Source organism: Actinomadura rupiterrae, assembly GCF_024172125.1.
Classification (GTDB): domain Bacteria; phylum Actinomycetota; class Actinomycetes; order Streptosporangiales; family Streptosporangiaceae; genus Spirillospora; species Spirillospora rupiterrae.
In genome coordinates this window covers 84,690-98,817 of sequence record NZ_JAMZEA010000009.1, presented here as the reverse complement: position 1 = coordinate 98,817, position 14,128 = coordinate 84,690, and the positions used below count along the sequence as shown (strand labels likewise).

Genomic DNA, 14,128 nt, shown 5'->3' with positions numbered 1-14,128 from the left:
GTGTCAAGCAGGACGCCGGGGCCGGTCGGCTTGCCCGCCGACCCGGAACCGGCCGGGCTCTGCCCTGGAACCGGCCGGGGTTCGGCCGGTTCCAGGGCGGGCGGCCCCGTCGTGTCCGGGTCACACCGCCGGGGAGCCGCGCTCGGTGAGCATCCGCTCCATCAGGTCGATCTCCGCGCGCTGGCCCTCGACCATCGTCCGGGCCAGGCGCTTGACCTGCGCGTTCCCGGTCCGGCCGAGGACGGCCTCGGCCATCGCGACACCGCCCCGGTGGTGGGCGATCATGAGCCGCAGGAACAGCGTCTCCGCCGGGCGCCCGGACGCCTTCTCCAGCCCGGCGAGCTGGGCGGGCGTGGCCATGCCGGGCATCGCCCCGTCCGCAGGCACCGACGCCCCAGCCCCAGCCCCAGCCCCGGTCCCTGTCCCGGCTCCGTGGCCGCCGTGGCCCATCCAGCGCATCGGCCCGGCAGGGTCGGTCTTCGGCAGGTCCCAGCCGTCCAGCCAGGCCGTCATCATGCCGATCTGGGCCTGCTGGGTGTTGATGATGTCGTAGGCGAGCAACCGGACGGCCTTGTCCTGCGTCCGGTCCCGCACGGTGAACGACATCTGGACCGCCTGGGCGTGGTGGACGCTCATGTCCCGGGCGAAGCCCGCCTCGGGGCCTTCGGCGGCGGGCCGTCCGGACCGCTGCGTCCAGCCGTACAGGACCGCGGCGACCGCCACCACGGCCACCACCAGGAGGACGGCGGTCCGGCGCCCGCGCGGGGCCACGGGCGGGGCCTCGGCCTCGGTGCCGGCGGCGGTCACGCCGTGGCCTTGCCGCCGGTGCAGGGCGCTCCCGGCTCGGGCGTCTGCGGGCCGCGGACGAACGCGCGCAGGAACTCGTCCACCCGCTTGTCACCGGCGTCCTGGACCTTGACCTGCTTGCCCCAGGCGCTCAGCACGATCGGGGCGTCCAGGCCGGGGTAGGGGCTGAGCAGCGTGTAGGCGGTGGCCCCGACCTTCGCCGACAGCTTGACCACCTGGTCCTTGGGCAGGTCGGGCCGGTAAGTGATCCACACCGCGCCGTGCTCCAGCGAGTGCACCGCGTTCTCGTTCCGGAGCGCGCTGCCGTAGACCCCGCAGTTCTGCCAGACCGGGTCGTGGTTGCCGCCCATGGGCGGGGTCGCGTCGTACTTCACCGAGGTGGTGACGTGCTCGCGGCCGGGCTCGTCCTTGCTGACCAGTCCGGCGATCTTGCCGGCGTCGGCGGACGAGCGGGTCTGCATGAAGGCGAAGCCGATCGCGACGGCCGCGACCAGGCCGATCACGGCGAAGAAGGTGATCGTGCCCCACGGCGTCTGCCGCTCGGTCAGGGCGTTCTTGCGCGGAGCGGGCTTGCGCGCGCCCGCCTTGCCGGACGCGTTCTTGCCGGACGCGTTCTTGGCGGGCGTGTTCTTACCGGGCGAATTCTTGCCGGATGCGCCCTTCCCAGGGGTGTTCTTGCGGGCGCCGGGCTTGCCCGGCCCGTTTTCGGGCATGCGTGAACGGGCGTTCGTGGACATGGCTGGAGAGGTCCTCTCGGATGGCCTTGGTCAGGGATGTGGAGGCAGGGCCGCCGCAGCGGCGGCCGAGGGGCCTCTACAGCCGCAGGACCTGCAAGGAGGCCAGCGAGAGGGGCGAGGGGGACGGGCGGGCCGGCTCGGCGGACCGCCAGCCCAGTCGCGCGGGCAGCAGCAGCGCCCACCGGCCCGGACGCGCGGCCAGCGCGAGCAGCATCAGGCCCAGCAGGACGGCCAGGCAGAGGCAGGTGTCGATGGGCGCGGGCGGCGTCCGGTCATGGGAGCTGATCGAGGTCGGCGGCGCGCCGTCCACGCCGACCAGGCGCAGGTGCGGGCTCCCGTCGGCGGCGGGCGCGAGCCAGGTGATCGAGTGCGCGTGGCAGATGTCGGGCGGCGGGACGTGCTCCAGCCCGTAGCTGAACACGAGCCCGGCGAACGCGAACAGCACCACGAGCAGTCCCGCCATCCCGTGGCGGCGCTGTGGTGTGCCCTGTGGCGGGCGCTGTGCCGTGCCCTGATCCGCGCGCTGCGGCGCGTGGTCGGCCGCGGTTCCGGTCACCTGCTCGGATTCACCTCCGCGACGTCCCAACGCCTGCGACGTCCCGTGCGTTCCCGATCATCCTGAGTTGTCACCGGTCCGAGATAGTGTCGGAGGGTGACGAGCAGCCTGGGAGCGGGGGAGCCGGAGGGGCTCTTCGATGATCCGGCGGCCGGCGGCGCCGAGCCCGCCCGCCGCCCCGAGCCCGTACCCGGAAACGGGGCCGGCGGGCCCGGGGGCGCGTCGGGTGCTGCGGGCGCGCACCAGCCGCTGGCGGTGCGGATGCGCCCGCGCGGCCTGGACGAGGTCGTCGGCCAGCGGCACCTGCTCGGCGCCGGCACCCCGATCCGCCAGCTGGTGGAGCGCGACGCCCCGATGTCGCTGGTGCTGTGGGGCCCGCCTGGCACCGGCAAGACCACGCTGGCGACCGTGGTGAGCCAGGTCACCAGCCGCCGCTTCGTGGAGATCTCCGCCGTCACCGACGGCGTGAAGCGGGTCCGCGCCGAGATCGACCTGGCCCGCCGCGAGCTGGGCATGGCCGGCCGGCAGACCGTCCTGTTCGTGGACGAGGTGCACCGCTTCAACAAGGCCCAGCAGGACGCGCTGCTCCCCGCCGTGGAGAACCGGTGGGTGTCGTTCATCGGCGCCACCACCGAGAACCCGTTCTTCTCGGTGATCAGCCCGCTGCTGTCCCGGTCGCTGCTGCTCACCCTGGAGCCGCTTGGCGAGGACGACCTGCGCGAGGTGATCCGCCGCGCGCTCGCCGACGAGCGCGGCCTGGGCGGCGCGACCGAGCTGGAACCCGCCGCCGAGGAGCACCTGGTCAGGCTCGCCGGGGGAGACGCCCGCCGCGCGCTGACCTACCTGGAGGCGGCCGCCATGGTCGCCGAGGAGGGCGCGCCGGTCGACGTCGCCGTGCTGGAGCGGGCCGTCGACCGGGCCGCGGTCCGCTACGACCGCGACGGCGACCAGCACTACGACGTGATCAGCGCGTTCATCAAGAGCATCCGCGGCAGCGACGCCGACGCCGCGCTGCACTACCTCGCCCGCATGATCGAGGCGGGCGAGGACCCGCGGTTCATCGCCCGGCGGCTGATCGTGCACGCCAGCGAGGACGTCGGCATGGCCGACCCCACCGCGCTCCAGACCGCCGTCGCGGCCGCCCAGGCGGTGGAGTTCGTCGGGCTGCCCGAGGCGCGGATCAACCTCGCCCAGGCGGTGATCCACCTGGCCGTCGCGCCCAAGTCGAACGCCGTGATCACCGCCGTGGACGAGGCGCTGGGCGACGTCCGCAAGGGCCTGGTCGGGCCCGTCCCGCTGCACCTGCGCGACGCCCACAACCGCGGCTCGCAGAAGCTCGGGCACGGCAAGGGGTACAAGTACGCGCACAAGTTCCCGGGCGGGGTCGTCGAGCAGCAGTACGCCCCCGACAACGTGCACGGGCGCGAGTACTACCGCCCCACCCGGCACGGCGCGGAGGCCCGCTTCACGGAGGTTCTGGGACGAATCAGGGCGGTGCTGCGCGGCACCGCCCGCCCCAAGGAGAACTGACCCGGAGGCGGGACGATCTCGTGCCGGGGCCCCGGGCGGGTGGCCCGCCGCCGGGGCCGGACCACGGTAAGGTCTGTCAGACCAGCCCGGCCGCGGCCGAAAACCGCGTACCGAGAACCGCGCGGCGAATACCGCATCGCGGTCCGCGTACCGGCGACCGCCGCAGACGACACAGCGAACGGAAAGCCCTGATGCTCACTGGTGGACAGCTAGCAGGTCTCATCGTGGCCGTGTTCTGGGCCGTGCTGGTCTCCTTCCTCGCCTACACGCTCCTCAAACTCGCCCGGCTGCTGCGCGAGGCGACCAAGATGGTCGCCGATATCGGCGAGCAGGCCGGGCCGCTGATGGACGACATGGCCCGCACCGTCCGGCGCGCCAACGAGCAGCTCGGCCGCACCGACGTGATCACCAAGCAGGTCGGCACGGTCACCCAGAACGTCTCGGCGGTCACCACCGTGATGTCCTCGGTCGTCGGCGGCCCGCTGGTCAAGGCCGCCGCGTTCTCCTACGGGGTGCGCAAGGCCCTCGGCAACCGGTCCGGCGAGGAGCGTCCGCCGAGCCGTCCGCAGCTCCCGGCCCAGGCGTCGCGGAGCAACGGCGCGAACGGCGGCCGCGGGAGCACCGGCGGCGGACGCGGGAGGCGGCGGTGAAGCGGCTGTTCTGGCTCTCGGTCGGCGCGGGCGCGGGCGTCTACGCCTCCCACCGGGTCAAGCGGCGGGTCGAGCGCCTCGCCCGCGAGTGGTCGCCGGAGGGCGTCGCGGTCCGCGCGGTGAACGCCGGGCAGGGCGCGGGACGGCGGCTGCTCGACTTCGCCGCCGAGGTGAAGGCCGAGACCGCCGCGCGCGAGCAGGAGCTGCGGGAGGCCGTCGGGCTCGACGGCACCCTCCCGGGCCCCGAGGACCCCCGCCCCGCCCGCCGGGTCCTGCGGGCGCGTTACACGATCGTCAACGACAAGGATGGCCACTGATATGGAGTCGGCAGAGGTCGCGCGCCGCTTCCTCAAGTTCTTCGAAGAGCGCGGGCACCTGGTGGTGCCCTCGGCCAGCCTGGTCGCGGAGGACCCGACCCTCCTGCTGGTCAACGCCGGGATGGTCCCGTTCAAGCCGTACATGCTCGGCCAGCGGACCCCGCCGGCGCAGCGCATGACCAGCTCGCAGAAGTGCGTGCGCACCCCGGACATCGAAGAGGTCGGCAAGACCACCCGGCACGCCACGTTCTTCCAGATGCTGGGCAACTTCTCGATCGGGGACTACTTCAAGGAGCAGGCGATCCCGTTCGCCTGGGACCTGCTGACCTCGCCGCGCGAGCAGGGCGGCTTCGGGTTCCCCGAGGAGCGGCTCTGGGTCACCGTCTTCCACGACGACGACGAGGCCGCCGAGATCTGGAACAAGAAGGTCGGCGTGCCCGCCGAGCGCATCCAGCGCCGCGGCATGGCCGACAACTTCTGGTCCATGGGCGTCCCCGGGCCGTGCGGCCCGTGCTCGGAGATCTACTACGACCGCGGCCCGGAGTACGGCCGCGAGGGCGGCCCGGTCGTCGACGAGGACCGCTACCTCGAAGTGTGGAACCTGGTGTTCATGCAGTTCGAGCGCGGCCCCGGCCAGGGCAAGGACGACTTCCCGATCCTCGGCCCGCTGGCCCACAAGAACATCGACACCGGCATGGGCCTGGAGCGGATGGCCGCCATCCTCCAGGGCGTCGACAACATCTACGAGACCGACACCCTGTGGCGGGTGCTCGACCGCGCCGCGCAGCTCACCGGCACCACCTACGGCGCCGAGCACCGCGCGGACGTGTCGCTGCGGGTCGTCGCCGACCACGTCCGGTCCGGCACGATGATGGTGTCCGACGGCATCCGGCCGGGCAACGAGGGCCGCGGCTACGTGCTGCGCCGCATCCTGCGCCGCTCGATCCGCAACCTGCGGCTGCTCGGCGGGCAGGACGCGGGCCTGATGCACGAGCTGACCGACGTGGCGATCAAGGCGATGGGCGAGCAGTACCCGGAGCTGATCCGCACCGCCGCCAACATCCACACCGTGATCGACGCGGAGGAGGAGTCCTTCCTCTCCACGCTGCGCACCGGCACGACGATCTTCGACACGGCCGTCGCGGAGACCAAGGGCTCGGGCGCCAAGGTGCTCGCGGGCGACCAGGCGTTCAAGCTGCACGACACCTACGGCTTCCCGATCGACCTCACCCTGGAGATGGCGGCCGAGCAGGGCCTGTCGGTGGACGAGGAGGGCTTCCGCCGGCTGATGAAGGAGCAGCGCGACCGGGCCAAGCAGGACGCGCGCGACAAGAAGACCGGCAACCTGGACGTCTCGGTCCTGGACGCGCTGCTCACCGAGGCGGGCGGCAAGGTCGACTTCATCGGCTACGGCCAGCTGGTCGGCGAGGCCCGCCTGGTCGGCCTGCTGGTGAACGGCGCGAACGTGCCCGCCGCGGGCGAGGGCGCCGAGGTCGAGGTCGTCCTGGACCGCACCCCGTTCTACGCCGAGGGCGGCGGCCAGCTCGCCGACACCGGCGTGATCCGGCTCGGCGGCGGCGCGTCCATCGAGGTCCGCGACGTCCAGTCGCCGCTGAAGGGCCTGGTCGTGCACCGGGGCGTGGTGCGCGGCGGCGAGGCGCGGGCGGGCGACACCGCCTACGCCGAGGTCGACGTCGAGCGGCGGCACGCGATCTCCCGCTCGCACTCGGCGACCCACCTGGTGCACGCCGGGTTCCGGCGCGCGCTCGGCGAGTCCGCCGCGCAGGCCGGGTCGGAGAACTCGCCCGGCCGGTTCCGGTTCGACTTCACCGCCTCCGGCGCCGTCCCGGTGAGCGTGCTGCGCGACGTTGAGGACGAGGTGAACGAGGTCCTGGTCAACGACCTGGACGTGCGCGCCTTCCACACCTCCATCGACGAGGCCCGCGCGATGGGCGCGCTGGCCCTGTTCGGCGAGAAGTACGGCGACGAGGTCCGGGTCGTGGAGATCGGCGAGTACTCGCGCGAGCTGTGCGGCGGCACGCACGTCGCGCGGTCCGGGCAGCTTGGCCTGGTCAAGGTGCTCGGCGAGTCGTCCATCGGCGCGGGCGTGCGCCGCGTCGAGGCCCTGGTCGGCATCGACGCCTTCCGCTTCCTGGCCCGCGAGAGCGTGCTGGTGAACCAGCTTTCCGAGCAGCTCAAGGCGCGCAAGGAGGAGCTGCCCGAGCGGATCTCCGGCCTGGTCACGCGCCTGCGCGACGCCGAGAAGGAGCTGGAGAAGGTCCGCGCCCAGCAGGTCCTGCAGGCCGCGGCCGGTCTCGCCGACTCGGCGCAGGACGTCAACGGGATCGCCTTCGTGGGGCACCGCGCCCCCGACGGCACCGGCGCGGACGACCTGCGCAAGCTCGCCGTGGACGTGCGCGGCCGCCTCCAGGGCCGTCCGGCCGTGGTGATGGTCGCCGGCGCGCCCAAGGACCGGCCCGTCGTCGTCATCGCCCTCAGCGAGGGTGCGCGCGAGCGCGGTCTCAAGGCGGGCCAGCTCGTCGGCCTGGCCGCCAAGACCCTCGGCGGAGGCGGCGGCGGCAAGGACGACCTCGCACAGGGCGGAGGCGCGGACGCCGGCAAGATCGGCGAGGCGCTGGCCGCCGTGGAACGAGCCGTAGGGGCCGCATGAGGAACGGAGTCCGACTGGGAGTCGATGTGGGGAGCGTCCGGATCGGCGTCGCCCGCAGCGACCCCGGCGGCATCCTCGCCTCCCCCCTGGAGACCGTGAAGGCGGGCAAGGGGGACGTCGACCGGCTGGTACGGCTGGTCGCCGAGAACGAGGCGATCGAGGTCGTCGTGGGACTTCCGACGTCGCTGTCGGGCCGGGAAGGCCCGGCGGCGGCGTCCGCCCGCAAGTTCGCCGCGATGCTCGCGGAGCGTCTACCCCCCGGGGCCGTCCGCCTCTACGACGAGCGGCTCACCACCGTCACGGCCGAGAGCGGCCTGCGCGCGGGCGGGATCCACGGCCAGGCCCGGCGCAAGGTCGTCGACCAGGCCGCCGCGGCCGTCCTGCTCCAAGCGGCCCTGGACGGCGAGCGATCGACAGGTCGCCCGCCCGGTGAGATCGTCCGGGAGAGCCGATGAGCGACGTGGACCTGTTCTCCGAACCGCCGAACGGCCGCGGCCGTCCCGGCCGCGGCCAGTCCGGCCGCGGGCGCTCGGGGGGCGGGGGCCAGTCGGGACGCGGGCGGCGCGGCCGCGGCCGTCCGGCCCAGGACCAGCGGTACGAGCAGGAGCAGTACGACCAGCGGCACGGTCAGCAGCAGCAGTACGAGCAGCAGGGCTATGACCAGCAGCAGTACCGCCAGGACCAGTACGACCAGCACCAGCAGTACGGCCAGGCCGGGCAGCAGCGCGACCAGTACGGCCGCCAGCAGCAGCACGGCCAGCAGCACCCCGGGCAGCAGCAGGGGTACGAGCAGCAGCAGTACGACCAGTACGGGCAGCAACACCCAGGTCAGCAGCAGTACGAACAGCCGCATGGCCAGTACGACCAGCAGCAGGGTCAGTACCAGCAGCAGCACGGCCAGTACGAGCAGTATGAGCAGGACGAGTACTACGACGACGAGTACTACGACGATGAGGAGCAGGCGCAGGGCCAGGGCGGCGGGCACCTCCTCGACGACCAGCTGAACCGGGGCGACCGGCTCACCCGCGAGGACCAGCGGCGGGCGCGCTCCAAGCAGCGCCGCCGCAAGGGCAAGGGACGCGCGGCGGTGCTGTTCGCGATGGCGTTCCTGGTCGCGATCGTCGGCACCGGCGGCGTGCTCGGCTACGCGTGGCTCGACAACCGGATGCACCCGCCGGACTACCCGGGCCAGGGGTCGGGGAACGTGATCGTCCAGGTGAAGGACGGCGACTCCGGTTCGGTGATCGCCTCGACGCTGCAGAAGCACGACGTGGTGAAGAGCGTCCGCGCGTTCCTGAAGGTGTACTCGCACGAGCCGAAGGCGTCCAGCCTCCAGCCGGGCTACTACCAGATGCGGCTGCGGATGTCGTCCAAGGCGGCGATGGCGCTGCTGCTCGACCCGAAGGCCCGCGCCGGCAACATGATCACGCTGCCGGAGGGGCTGCGCGCCAACGAGGTGTTCGAGAAGCTGTCGAAGAAGACCGGCATCTCGGTGAAGAGCTTCCAGAACGCCGCGAAGGACGGCAAGGGCCTCGGCCTGCCGTCCTACGCCAAGGGCAAGGTGGAGGGCTACCTCTACCCGGGGCAGTACAACCTGAACCCGAGCGCCCCGGCCAAGGACATCCTCAAGCAGATGGTCGACCGGTTCAACCAGGAGGCCCGCGACCTGGACCTGGTCAACAAGTCCAAGGGCGTCGGGCTCGACCCGGGGCAGGTCGTCACGCTCGCGAGCCTGCTGCAGGCCGAGGGCGGCACCAAGGCCGACTACCCGAAGATCGCGCGGGTGCTCTACAACCGGATCAGGGCCGGGCGCCCGCTGCAGCTCGACACGACCGTGCTGTACGCGCTGAACAAGCGGACCCTGCACGTCACCTACAAGGACACGCAGGTCAAGTCGCCCTACAACTCCTACCTGGTGAAGCCGCTGCCGGTCGGCGCGATCGACAGCCCCGGCGCTGACGCGCTCAAGGCGGCGCTCGACCCGGCCAAGGGCCCGTGGCTGTTCTTCGTCACGACCGACCCGTCCAACGGCTACACCGAGTACGGCACGACCGAGGCCGAGTTCACCCGGATGAAGGCCAAGCTCGACAAGTGGCTGGCGGCGCATCCGGAGGGCAAGTGAACCGGGCCGCCGTCCTGGGCTCGCCGGTCGCGCACTCGCTGTCGCCGGTGCTGCACCGCGCCGCCTACGCCGGGATGGGCCTGGACGACTGGTCGTACGAGGCGTTCGAGGTCGGCGAGGAGGGCCTGGCCGGCTTCCTCGGCGACCTGGACGGGTCGTGGCGCGGCCTGTCGCTGACGATGCCGCTGAAGCGGGTGGCGCTGTCGCTCGCCGACTCGGTGTCGGACTTGGCGGCGAAGGTCGGCGGCGCGAACACGCTCGTCCTGCGGGACGGGCGGCGCTCCGCTGACAACACCGACGTGCACGGCATCGTCACGGCGCTGCGCGAGGCGGGCCTGGACAGCGCCGGGTCGGTGCTGGTGCTGGGCGGCGGCGCGACCGCCGCGTCCGCGCTGGCCGCGCTGTCGCGGCTCGGCGCGTCGCGGGTGACCGTCGCGGTGCGCAGCCCCGAGCGGGCGGCCGAGGCGGTCGAGGTGGGGGAGCGGTTCGGGGTGTCCGCGCGGGTCGTCCGGCTGGACGATCTTGACGCGGCGCTCCCCGCCGAGCTGGTCATCTCCACGCTGCCGGGCCGGACCGCCGACGCGTTCGCCGAGCCGGTCGCCGCGTCCGGTGCGGCGCTGTTCGACGTGGTGTACGCGCCCTGGCCGACCGCGCTGGCCCGCGCGGTCGGCGCGGCGGGCGGACGCGTGGTCAGCGGGTTCGAGATGCTGCTGCACCAGGCCGTCCGGCAGGTGGCCCTGATGACCGGCCGCGAGGACGTCCCGGTGGCGGCGATGCGGGCCGCGGGCGAGGCCGAACTGTCCCGCCGCGCCGCCTGAACGCGCCGCCTGACTCCGCCGCCTGATCCAGGCTCCGGGCGCTTACTGTTTGGCCTTGCGGCGGCGCAGGGACTCGTGCCCGGTGGTCATCGCCATCGGGATGATCACGCTGAGCCAGAAGTCGCGCCAGCCCCACGCGTGCCCCTCGACACCGCCGAGCCCGCCGATCACCACCGAGGCGAGCAGCAGCGACGACCAGTACCGCTTGACGAACCGGACCGGGTCCGGGCGCGGCCGGGCGGGCAGCAGCGCGGGCAGCGGACGGTCCCGGGCGTGCGCCCGCTGCACGACCGTCGCGTCCGGCAGCCAGTGCAGCACGTCGCGGGCGCGGGCCAGCGGCATCCGGGCCAGCTCGATCAGCGCGTCCAGCCGCCACCACAGCGTCCACAGCGAGGTGCGCCCGTCCACCGGGTAGCCGGACCAGGACGGCGTCGGCGCGGCGGTGGCGAGCAGGGTCCGGACGGCGCGTCCGAGCAGCGGCCCCGGGACGCCGCGCGGGTCGTGCACCAGGGCGGTCACGGCCAGCGGGAGCCCGTAGTGCCACAGCGCCATCCGCCAGATCGGCGCGGCGATCGGGCCGTGCGGCATGACGTCGTAGGTCTCGATCCAGGTGTGGTCGTCGGTCGGGTCGAGGTGCGCGGCGAGCCAGTCGTAGGCGGCCAGCAGCCGGTCGTCCTCCTGCCCGGGCCGGGCCTCGGCGAGCGTGACCAGCGCGAACGCGGTGTGCGCGACGGTCGGCGCGGCCGCCGGGGTGGACCCCCAGCCGGGGCGCAGCGCGGTCCGGTCGCCGGTCAGCCACTCCACGCCGCGCTCGACCGCCGGGTCGTAGGGGTTGAGCCGGGCGAGGGCGCGCAGCGCCAGGCAGGTCAGCCAGGTCCGGGACGGCGCGCCGCGCAGCGACCCCCAGCCGCCGTCGGTGTTCTGGTTGCGCAGCAGCCAGCCGTAGGCGCGGCGCAGGTCCGGGGCGTCCGGGCGCAGGTCGCAGCGGGCGATGGCGAGGAACCGGGCGATCCACGCGGTCGCCTCCACGACCGGCATTCCGAGGCTGGTCTTGGTGGCCCAGCCGCCGTCGCGCAGCGGGTCGGACGACTCGACCTGCCGGGCGGCGAGGAACGCCAGGCCCGCGTCGAAGTGCTCGAAGGGCCGTCCGGCGGCGGTGAAGGCGAGCAGCCCGAGCGCGGTGGCGGTCGCGCCGGGTTCGGGCCGGGCCAGCTCGTGGTACCAGCCGCCGCCGGTGCCGTTCGCCGGCGCGTAGGTGTCCCGCAGGACGTCGAGGGACTCGTCGAGGGTGCGGTGGAGGAGCGCCATGTCGAGCCGGTCGCCGGTGGACCGGGTGTTCGGCGGCTGTTCGGTGCGCTGTCGCTGCTGGTTCAGGGGAGTGTTCACTGTGGGGGCCTTCTACCGGGTATGTGCCCGGAAGGACAGGTGCTCTACCGTCCGGGCGCCACGGTTGTGGCGGTTCCGCGCAGATCGCGGACGCCCCGGCGGGCACTCTCCGTGGCGACGGAGGAGGCGGCATGACGGCGGATCGGGCGGTGCCGGACGAGGACTGCGTCCTGTGCCCGCCCCTGCGGTTCCGGTTGAACACGATCGCCGGGCTCCCGGGGCGGGACGCGGTGCTGGCGGAGGACGACGCGTTCTTCCTGATGCCCGACCTCGCGCCGCTGGCCGAGGGGCACCTGCTGCTCGTCGCGGCGGCGCACCTGCCGTGCGCGGGGGCGTTCGGCCCGGACCTGTGGGACCGCGCGGTCGCCTGGCGCGGCATGGTCGCGCGGCTGTTCCAGCGCGCCTACGGCGATACGGGGCTGCTCGTCCTGGAACACGGCCCTGCGTCCCCGCAGGGCGGCGGGGCGTGCGTCGACCACTTCCACTGGCACCTGCTGCCGGGCGTCACCGGCGTCCGCGCGGTGCTCGCGCGCGACGGGCTGGACGGCGTCCCGGCCGGCCACGCCCTGCTGCGCGAACGGCAGCAGACCGGACGCTCCTACCTGCTCGTCGAGGAGTCGGGGACGGCGACGGTGCATCCGGGCGAGGGCGTCCCGGGGCAGTACCTCCGGCACGCCGCCGCGACCGCGATGCGCGCTCCAGGCCCGTGGCGCTGGCAGGAGGTCTTCGCGACGGACGCGAGCCGGGCGCGCTTCCACGACACCCTGGACACGCTGCGCGCGGCGGTCGAAGACACCGACCAGGCCGCCTAGCCGGAGACGTTCGCCAGCCGGAGACGGTCACCCAACCGTTGACGGTCGCCTAGCCGTTGATGGTCGTCTAGCGTGCTCCTGCGGCGCGCCGTGCGAGCCACCAGTACAGTTCGGCGGCGGCCAGGCGGTCGCCGAACCCGATGCGCTCCACCCCTTCCGCGTACCCGGACGCGTAGTGCAGGGTCAGGTCGCCGCGACGGTGGGCGAGCACGCCTTCCAGCGAGGACGGCCCGAACCGCAGCAGCCACAGCGGACGTCCGGGGACCAGCGCGTCCAGCGCCGGGACGAGCGCGAGGGTGTCGTCGGCCGTCCTCGGGCCCGGCCGCCCGAGGAGCCGCGCCAGCGTCGGCGCCTCGCTGGTCACGATGTCGGCCAGAGCCAGTGGGGCGAGCGCCTCCTCCGGCGGGAGCCGGCCGTCCACGTCGTGCGGCACCAGGTCGAACAGCACGAGCGTGCCCGCCGCCCGCGCGGCCTCCATCGCGGTGCGCAGCGCGGCCCGCGAGGCCGCCGCCAGCGAGGCGTACCCGTCGCAGCACAGCGCGTCGGCGCGGCGGATCGGGCGCACCGCGTCCCGGACGTCGGAGGGGGAGAGGCGGCGGTCCGGGGCGTCGTGCTCGGCGATGAGCAGCCGCGCGCCGCGCCCGCCGCCCGGGGCCAGGTCGCGCAGCATGACCGTCACGCCGTTCGCGGTGCCGGGCTCGGCGCGCAGCAGGTCGCGGGCCCCGATCCGGCGCAGCTCCCGCCGGACGACCGGGGTGAAGTCGTCGTCGCCGATCCGGCCGAGCACCGCCACCCGGCGGAAGTACTCCACCGCGCAGCGCGCCATGTTGACCGCCGTCCCGCCGACCACGGCGCTCGCGGGCGCGTACGCCAGCCGGTCGGCCGACACCTCGGCGAACCGGACCCCGCGCAGCGTCGCCCGCACCTCGATCCGCACGTCGCCCAGCACCACCACCGAGAACCGCCGCCGCGCCGCGCCCGCGAGCCCCGGGGTGGCGACCGGCGTCCCCACGTCCGGGGGCGGCCCCGGAGCGCCGGGCGGCGCCGCCCGCCCGTCCGGACGCCCCCGCGGCATCAGCGCGCGGCCGGGTGGAGGCGCAGGAACTCCCGCAGCACCGGGCGCAGGCTCGGGATCAGGTCCAGCGAGGACGCCCGGCCGAGCGGGACCCACGCCGACTCGTCCAGATGGTCGTCGGCCACCCGGTGCTCCAGGCTCACGTCCAGGGTGAGCGGGCGGCACGTGCGGGCGGCGGCCACCACCCGGACCTGCTCGCCCGGACCGTCCGGCATGAACCACTGCCACAGGTGGAACGGCGGCCCCGGATCGATCTTCAGCCCGACCTCCTCCCACACCTCGCGGCGGATGTGGTCGTCGAGATCGAGGTCGCCGGCGACGTGCAGCCGCCCGCCGGGCACCTCCCAGCGCCCGGGATGGTGCGGGTCGGTGGTGGACTTGCGCACCATCAGCAGCCGGTCCCCGGCCGCCGGGTCGCCGGCCACGATGAAGGCCTTCTGCGCGAACTCGAGCCGGACCGGCGCGCCGGGCGGGGCGGTGAGCGCGGTGATCGCGGTGGGGGCGGCGGGTGCGGGCATGGCGGGAGACCCCTCGCAACGCGGCCCCGTCGGGCCGTCCTGGTCCAACCGTAACCCCGCCGGGGGTCGGGTGCCCCGAACCGTCCGGGCACATGCACCTCACCTCGGCGGCACCCGCGCCCCGCGGCG

General features: G+C 74.0%; 14 protein-coding genes. 8 read left to right on the top strand and 6 right to left on the bottom strand.

What is annotated here, in order from left to right; genetic code table 11:
* Nucleotides 1-120 precede the first annotated feature (120 nt).
* The 3 genes from FHU30_RS30660 to FHU30_RS30650 form a co-directional block, all read right to left on the bottom strand.
* Entirely contained in the window at nt 121-807 is a 687-nt protein-coding gene (locus tag FHU30_RS30660) for a DUF305 domain-containing protein (protein ID WP_253880448.1), read from the bottom strand.
* The gene (locus tag FHU30_RS30655) at nt 804-1,520 is read right to left on the bottom strand and encodes a thioredoxin-like domain-containing protein (protein ID WP_253880447.1); all 717 of its coding nucleotides are present in this window, start codon (nt 1,518-1,520) and stop codon (nt 804-806) included. Before FHU30_RS30655 ends, FHU30_RS30660 begins: the two co-directional genes overlap by 4 nt.
* A gap of 100 nt (nt 1,521-1,620) precedes the next feature.
* Nucleotides 1,621-2,100: a hypothetical protein gene (locus FHU30_RS30650; RefSeq protein WP_253880446.1), complete on the bottom strand. Its 480-nt coding sequence runs from the start codon at nt 2,098-2,100 to the stop codon at nt 1,621-1,623.
* Nucleotides 2,101-2,361: 261 nt separating this feature from the next.
* Here FHU30_RS30650 and FHU30_RS30645 point away from each other — a divergent pair, with 261 nt between their 5' ends.
* From FHU30_RS30645 to FHU30_RS30615, 7 genes are all read left to right on the top strand, one after another.
* The gene (locus tag FHU30_RS30645) at nt 2,362-3,630 is read left to right on the top strand and encodes a replication-associated recombination protein A (RefSeq protein WP_253880885.1); all 1,269 of its coding nucleotides are present in this window, start codon (nt 2,362-2,364) and stop codon (nt 3,628-3,630) included.
* Between the two features lie 191 nt (nt 3,631-3,821).
* Nucleotides 3,822-4,280: a DUF948 domain-containing protein gene (locus FHU30_RS30640; RefSeq protein ID WP_253880445.1), complete on the top strand. Its 459-nt coding sequence runs from the start codon at nt 3,822-3,824 to the stop codon at nt 4,278-4,280.
* On the top strand, nt 4,277-4,597 hold the full coding sequence (locus FHU30_RS30635) for a hypothetical protein (protein ID WP_253880444.1): 321 nt from the start codon (nt 4,277-4,279) through the stop codon (nt 4,595-4,597). Before FHU30_RS30640 ends, FHU30_RS30635 begins: the two co-directional genes overlap by 4 nt.
* 1 nt (nt 4,598) lies before the next feature.
* A complete protein-coding gene (gene alaS, locus FHU30_RS30630) occupies nt 4,599-7,268 on the top strand; it encodes an alanine--tRNA ligase (RefSeq protein WP_253880443.1) in 2,670 nt (889 codons plus the stop codon).
* Nucleotides 7,265-7,723, top strand: a complete 459-nt coding sequence (gene ruvX / locus FHU30_RS30625; RefSeq protein WP_253880442.1) for a Holliday junction resolvase RuvX — start codon at nt 7,265-7,267, stop codon at nt 7,721-7,723. The genes alaS and ruvX overlap by 4 nt, the downstream gene beginning before the upstream one ends.
* Nucleotides 7,720-9,390, top strand: coding sequence for an endolytic transglycosylase MltG (gene mltG / locus FHU30_RS30620; RefSeq protein ID WP_253880441.1), 1,671 nt, complete (start codon nt 7,720-7,722; stop codon nt 9,388-9,390). The genes ruvX and mltG overlap by 4 nt, the downstream gene beginning before the upstream one ends.
* Nucleotides 9,387-10,208: a shikimate dehydrogenase gene (locus tag FHU30_RS30615; RefSeq protein WP_253880440.1), complete on the top strand. Its 822-nt coding sequence runs from the start codon at nt 9,387-9,389 to the stop codon at nt 10,206-10,208. Before mltG ends, FHU30_RS30615 begins: the two co-directional genes overlap by 4 nt.
* Nucleotides 10,209-10,250: 42 nt before the next feature.
* On the opposite strand, the gene FHU30_RS30610 is transcribed toward FHU30_RS30615, so the two are convergent.
* On the bottom strand, nt 10,251-11,594 hold the full coding sequence (locus FHU30_RS30610) for a prenyltransferase/squalene oxidase repeat-containing protein (protein WP_253880439.1): 1,344 nt from the start codon (nt 11,592-11,594) through the stop codon (nt 10,251-10,253).
* 131 nt (nt 11,595-11,725) lie between these two features.
* On the opposite strand from FHU30_RS30610, the gene FHU30_RS30605 reads away from it, so the two are divergent.
* Complete coding sequence (locus FHU30_RS30605) at nt 11,726-12,406, top strand: HIT family protein (RefSeq protein WP_253880438.1); 681 nt, start codon at nt 11,726-11,728, stop codon at nt 12,404-12,406.
* Between the two features lie 67 nt (nt 12,407-12,473).
* Here the strand turns inward: FHU30_RS30605 and FHU30_RS30600 are convergent, their stop codons facing one another.
* Together FHU30_RS30600 and FHU30_RS30595 are read right to left on the bottom strand one after the other, a co-directional pair.
* Nucleotides 12,474-13,481 carry a carbohydrate kinase family protein gene (locus tag FHU30_RS30600; RefSeq protein WP_301323892.1) on the bottom strand — a complete coding sequence of 336 codons (1,008 nt, stop codon included), beginning with the start codon at nt 13,479-13,481 and terminating at the stop codon, nt 12,474-12,476.
* A complete protein-coding gene (locus tag FHU30_RS30595) occupies nt 13,481-13,999 on the bottom strand; it encodes an NUDIX domain-containing protein (protein WP_301323891.1) in 519 nt (172 codons plus the stop codon). The genes FHU30_RS30600 and FHU30_RS30595 overlap by 1 nt, the downstream gene beginning before the upstream one ends.
* Nucleotides 14,000-14,128 lie beyond the last annotated feature (129 nt).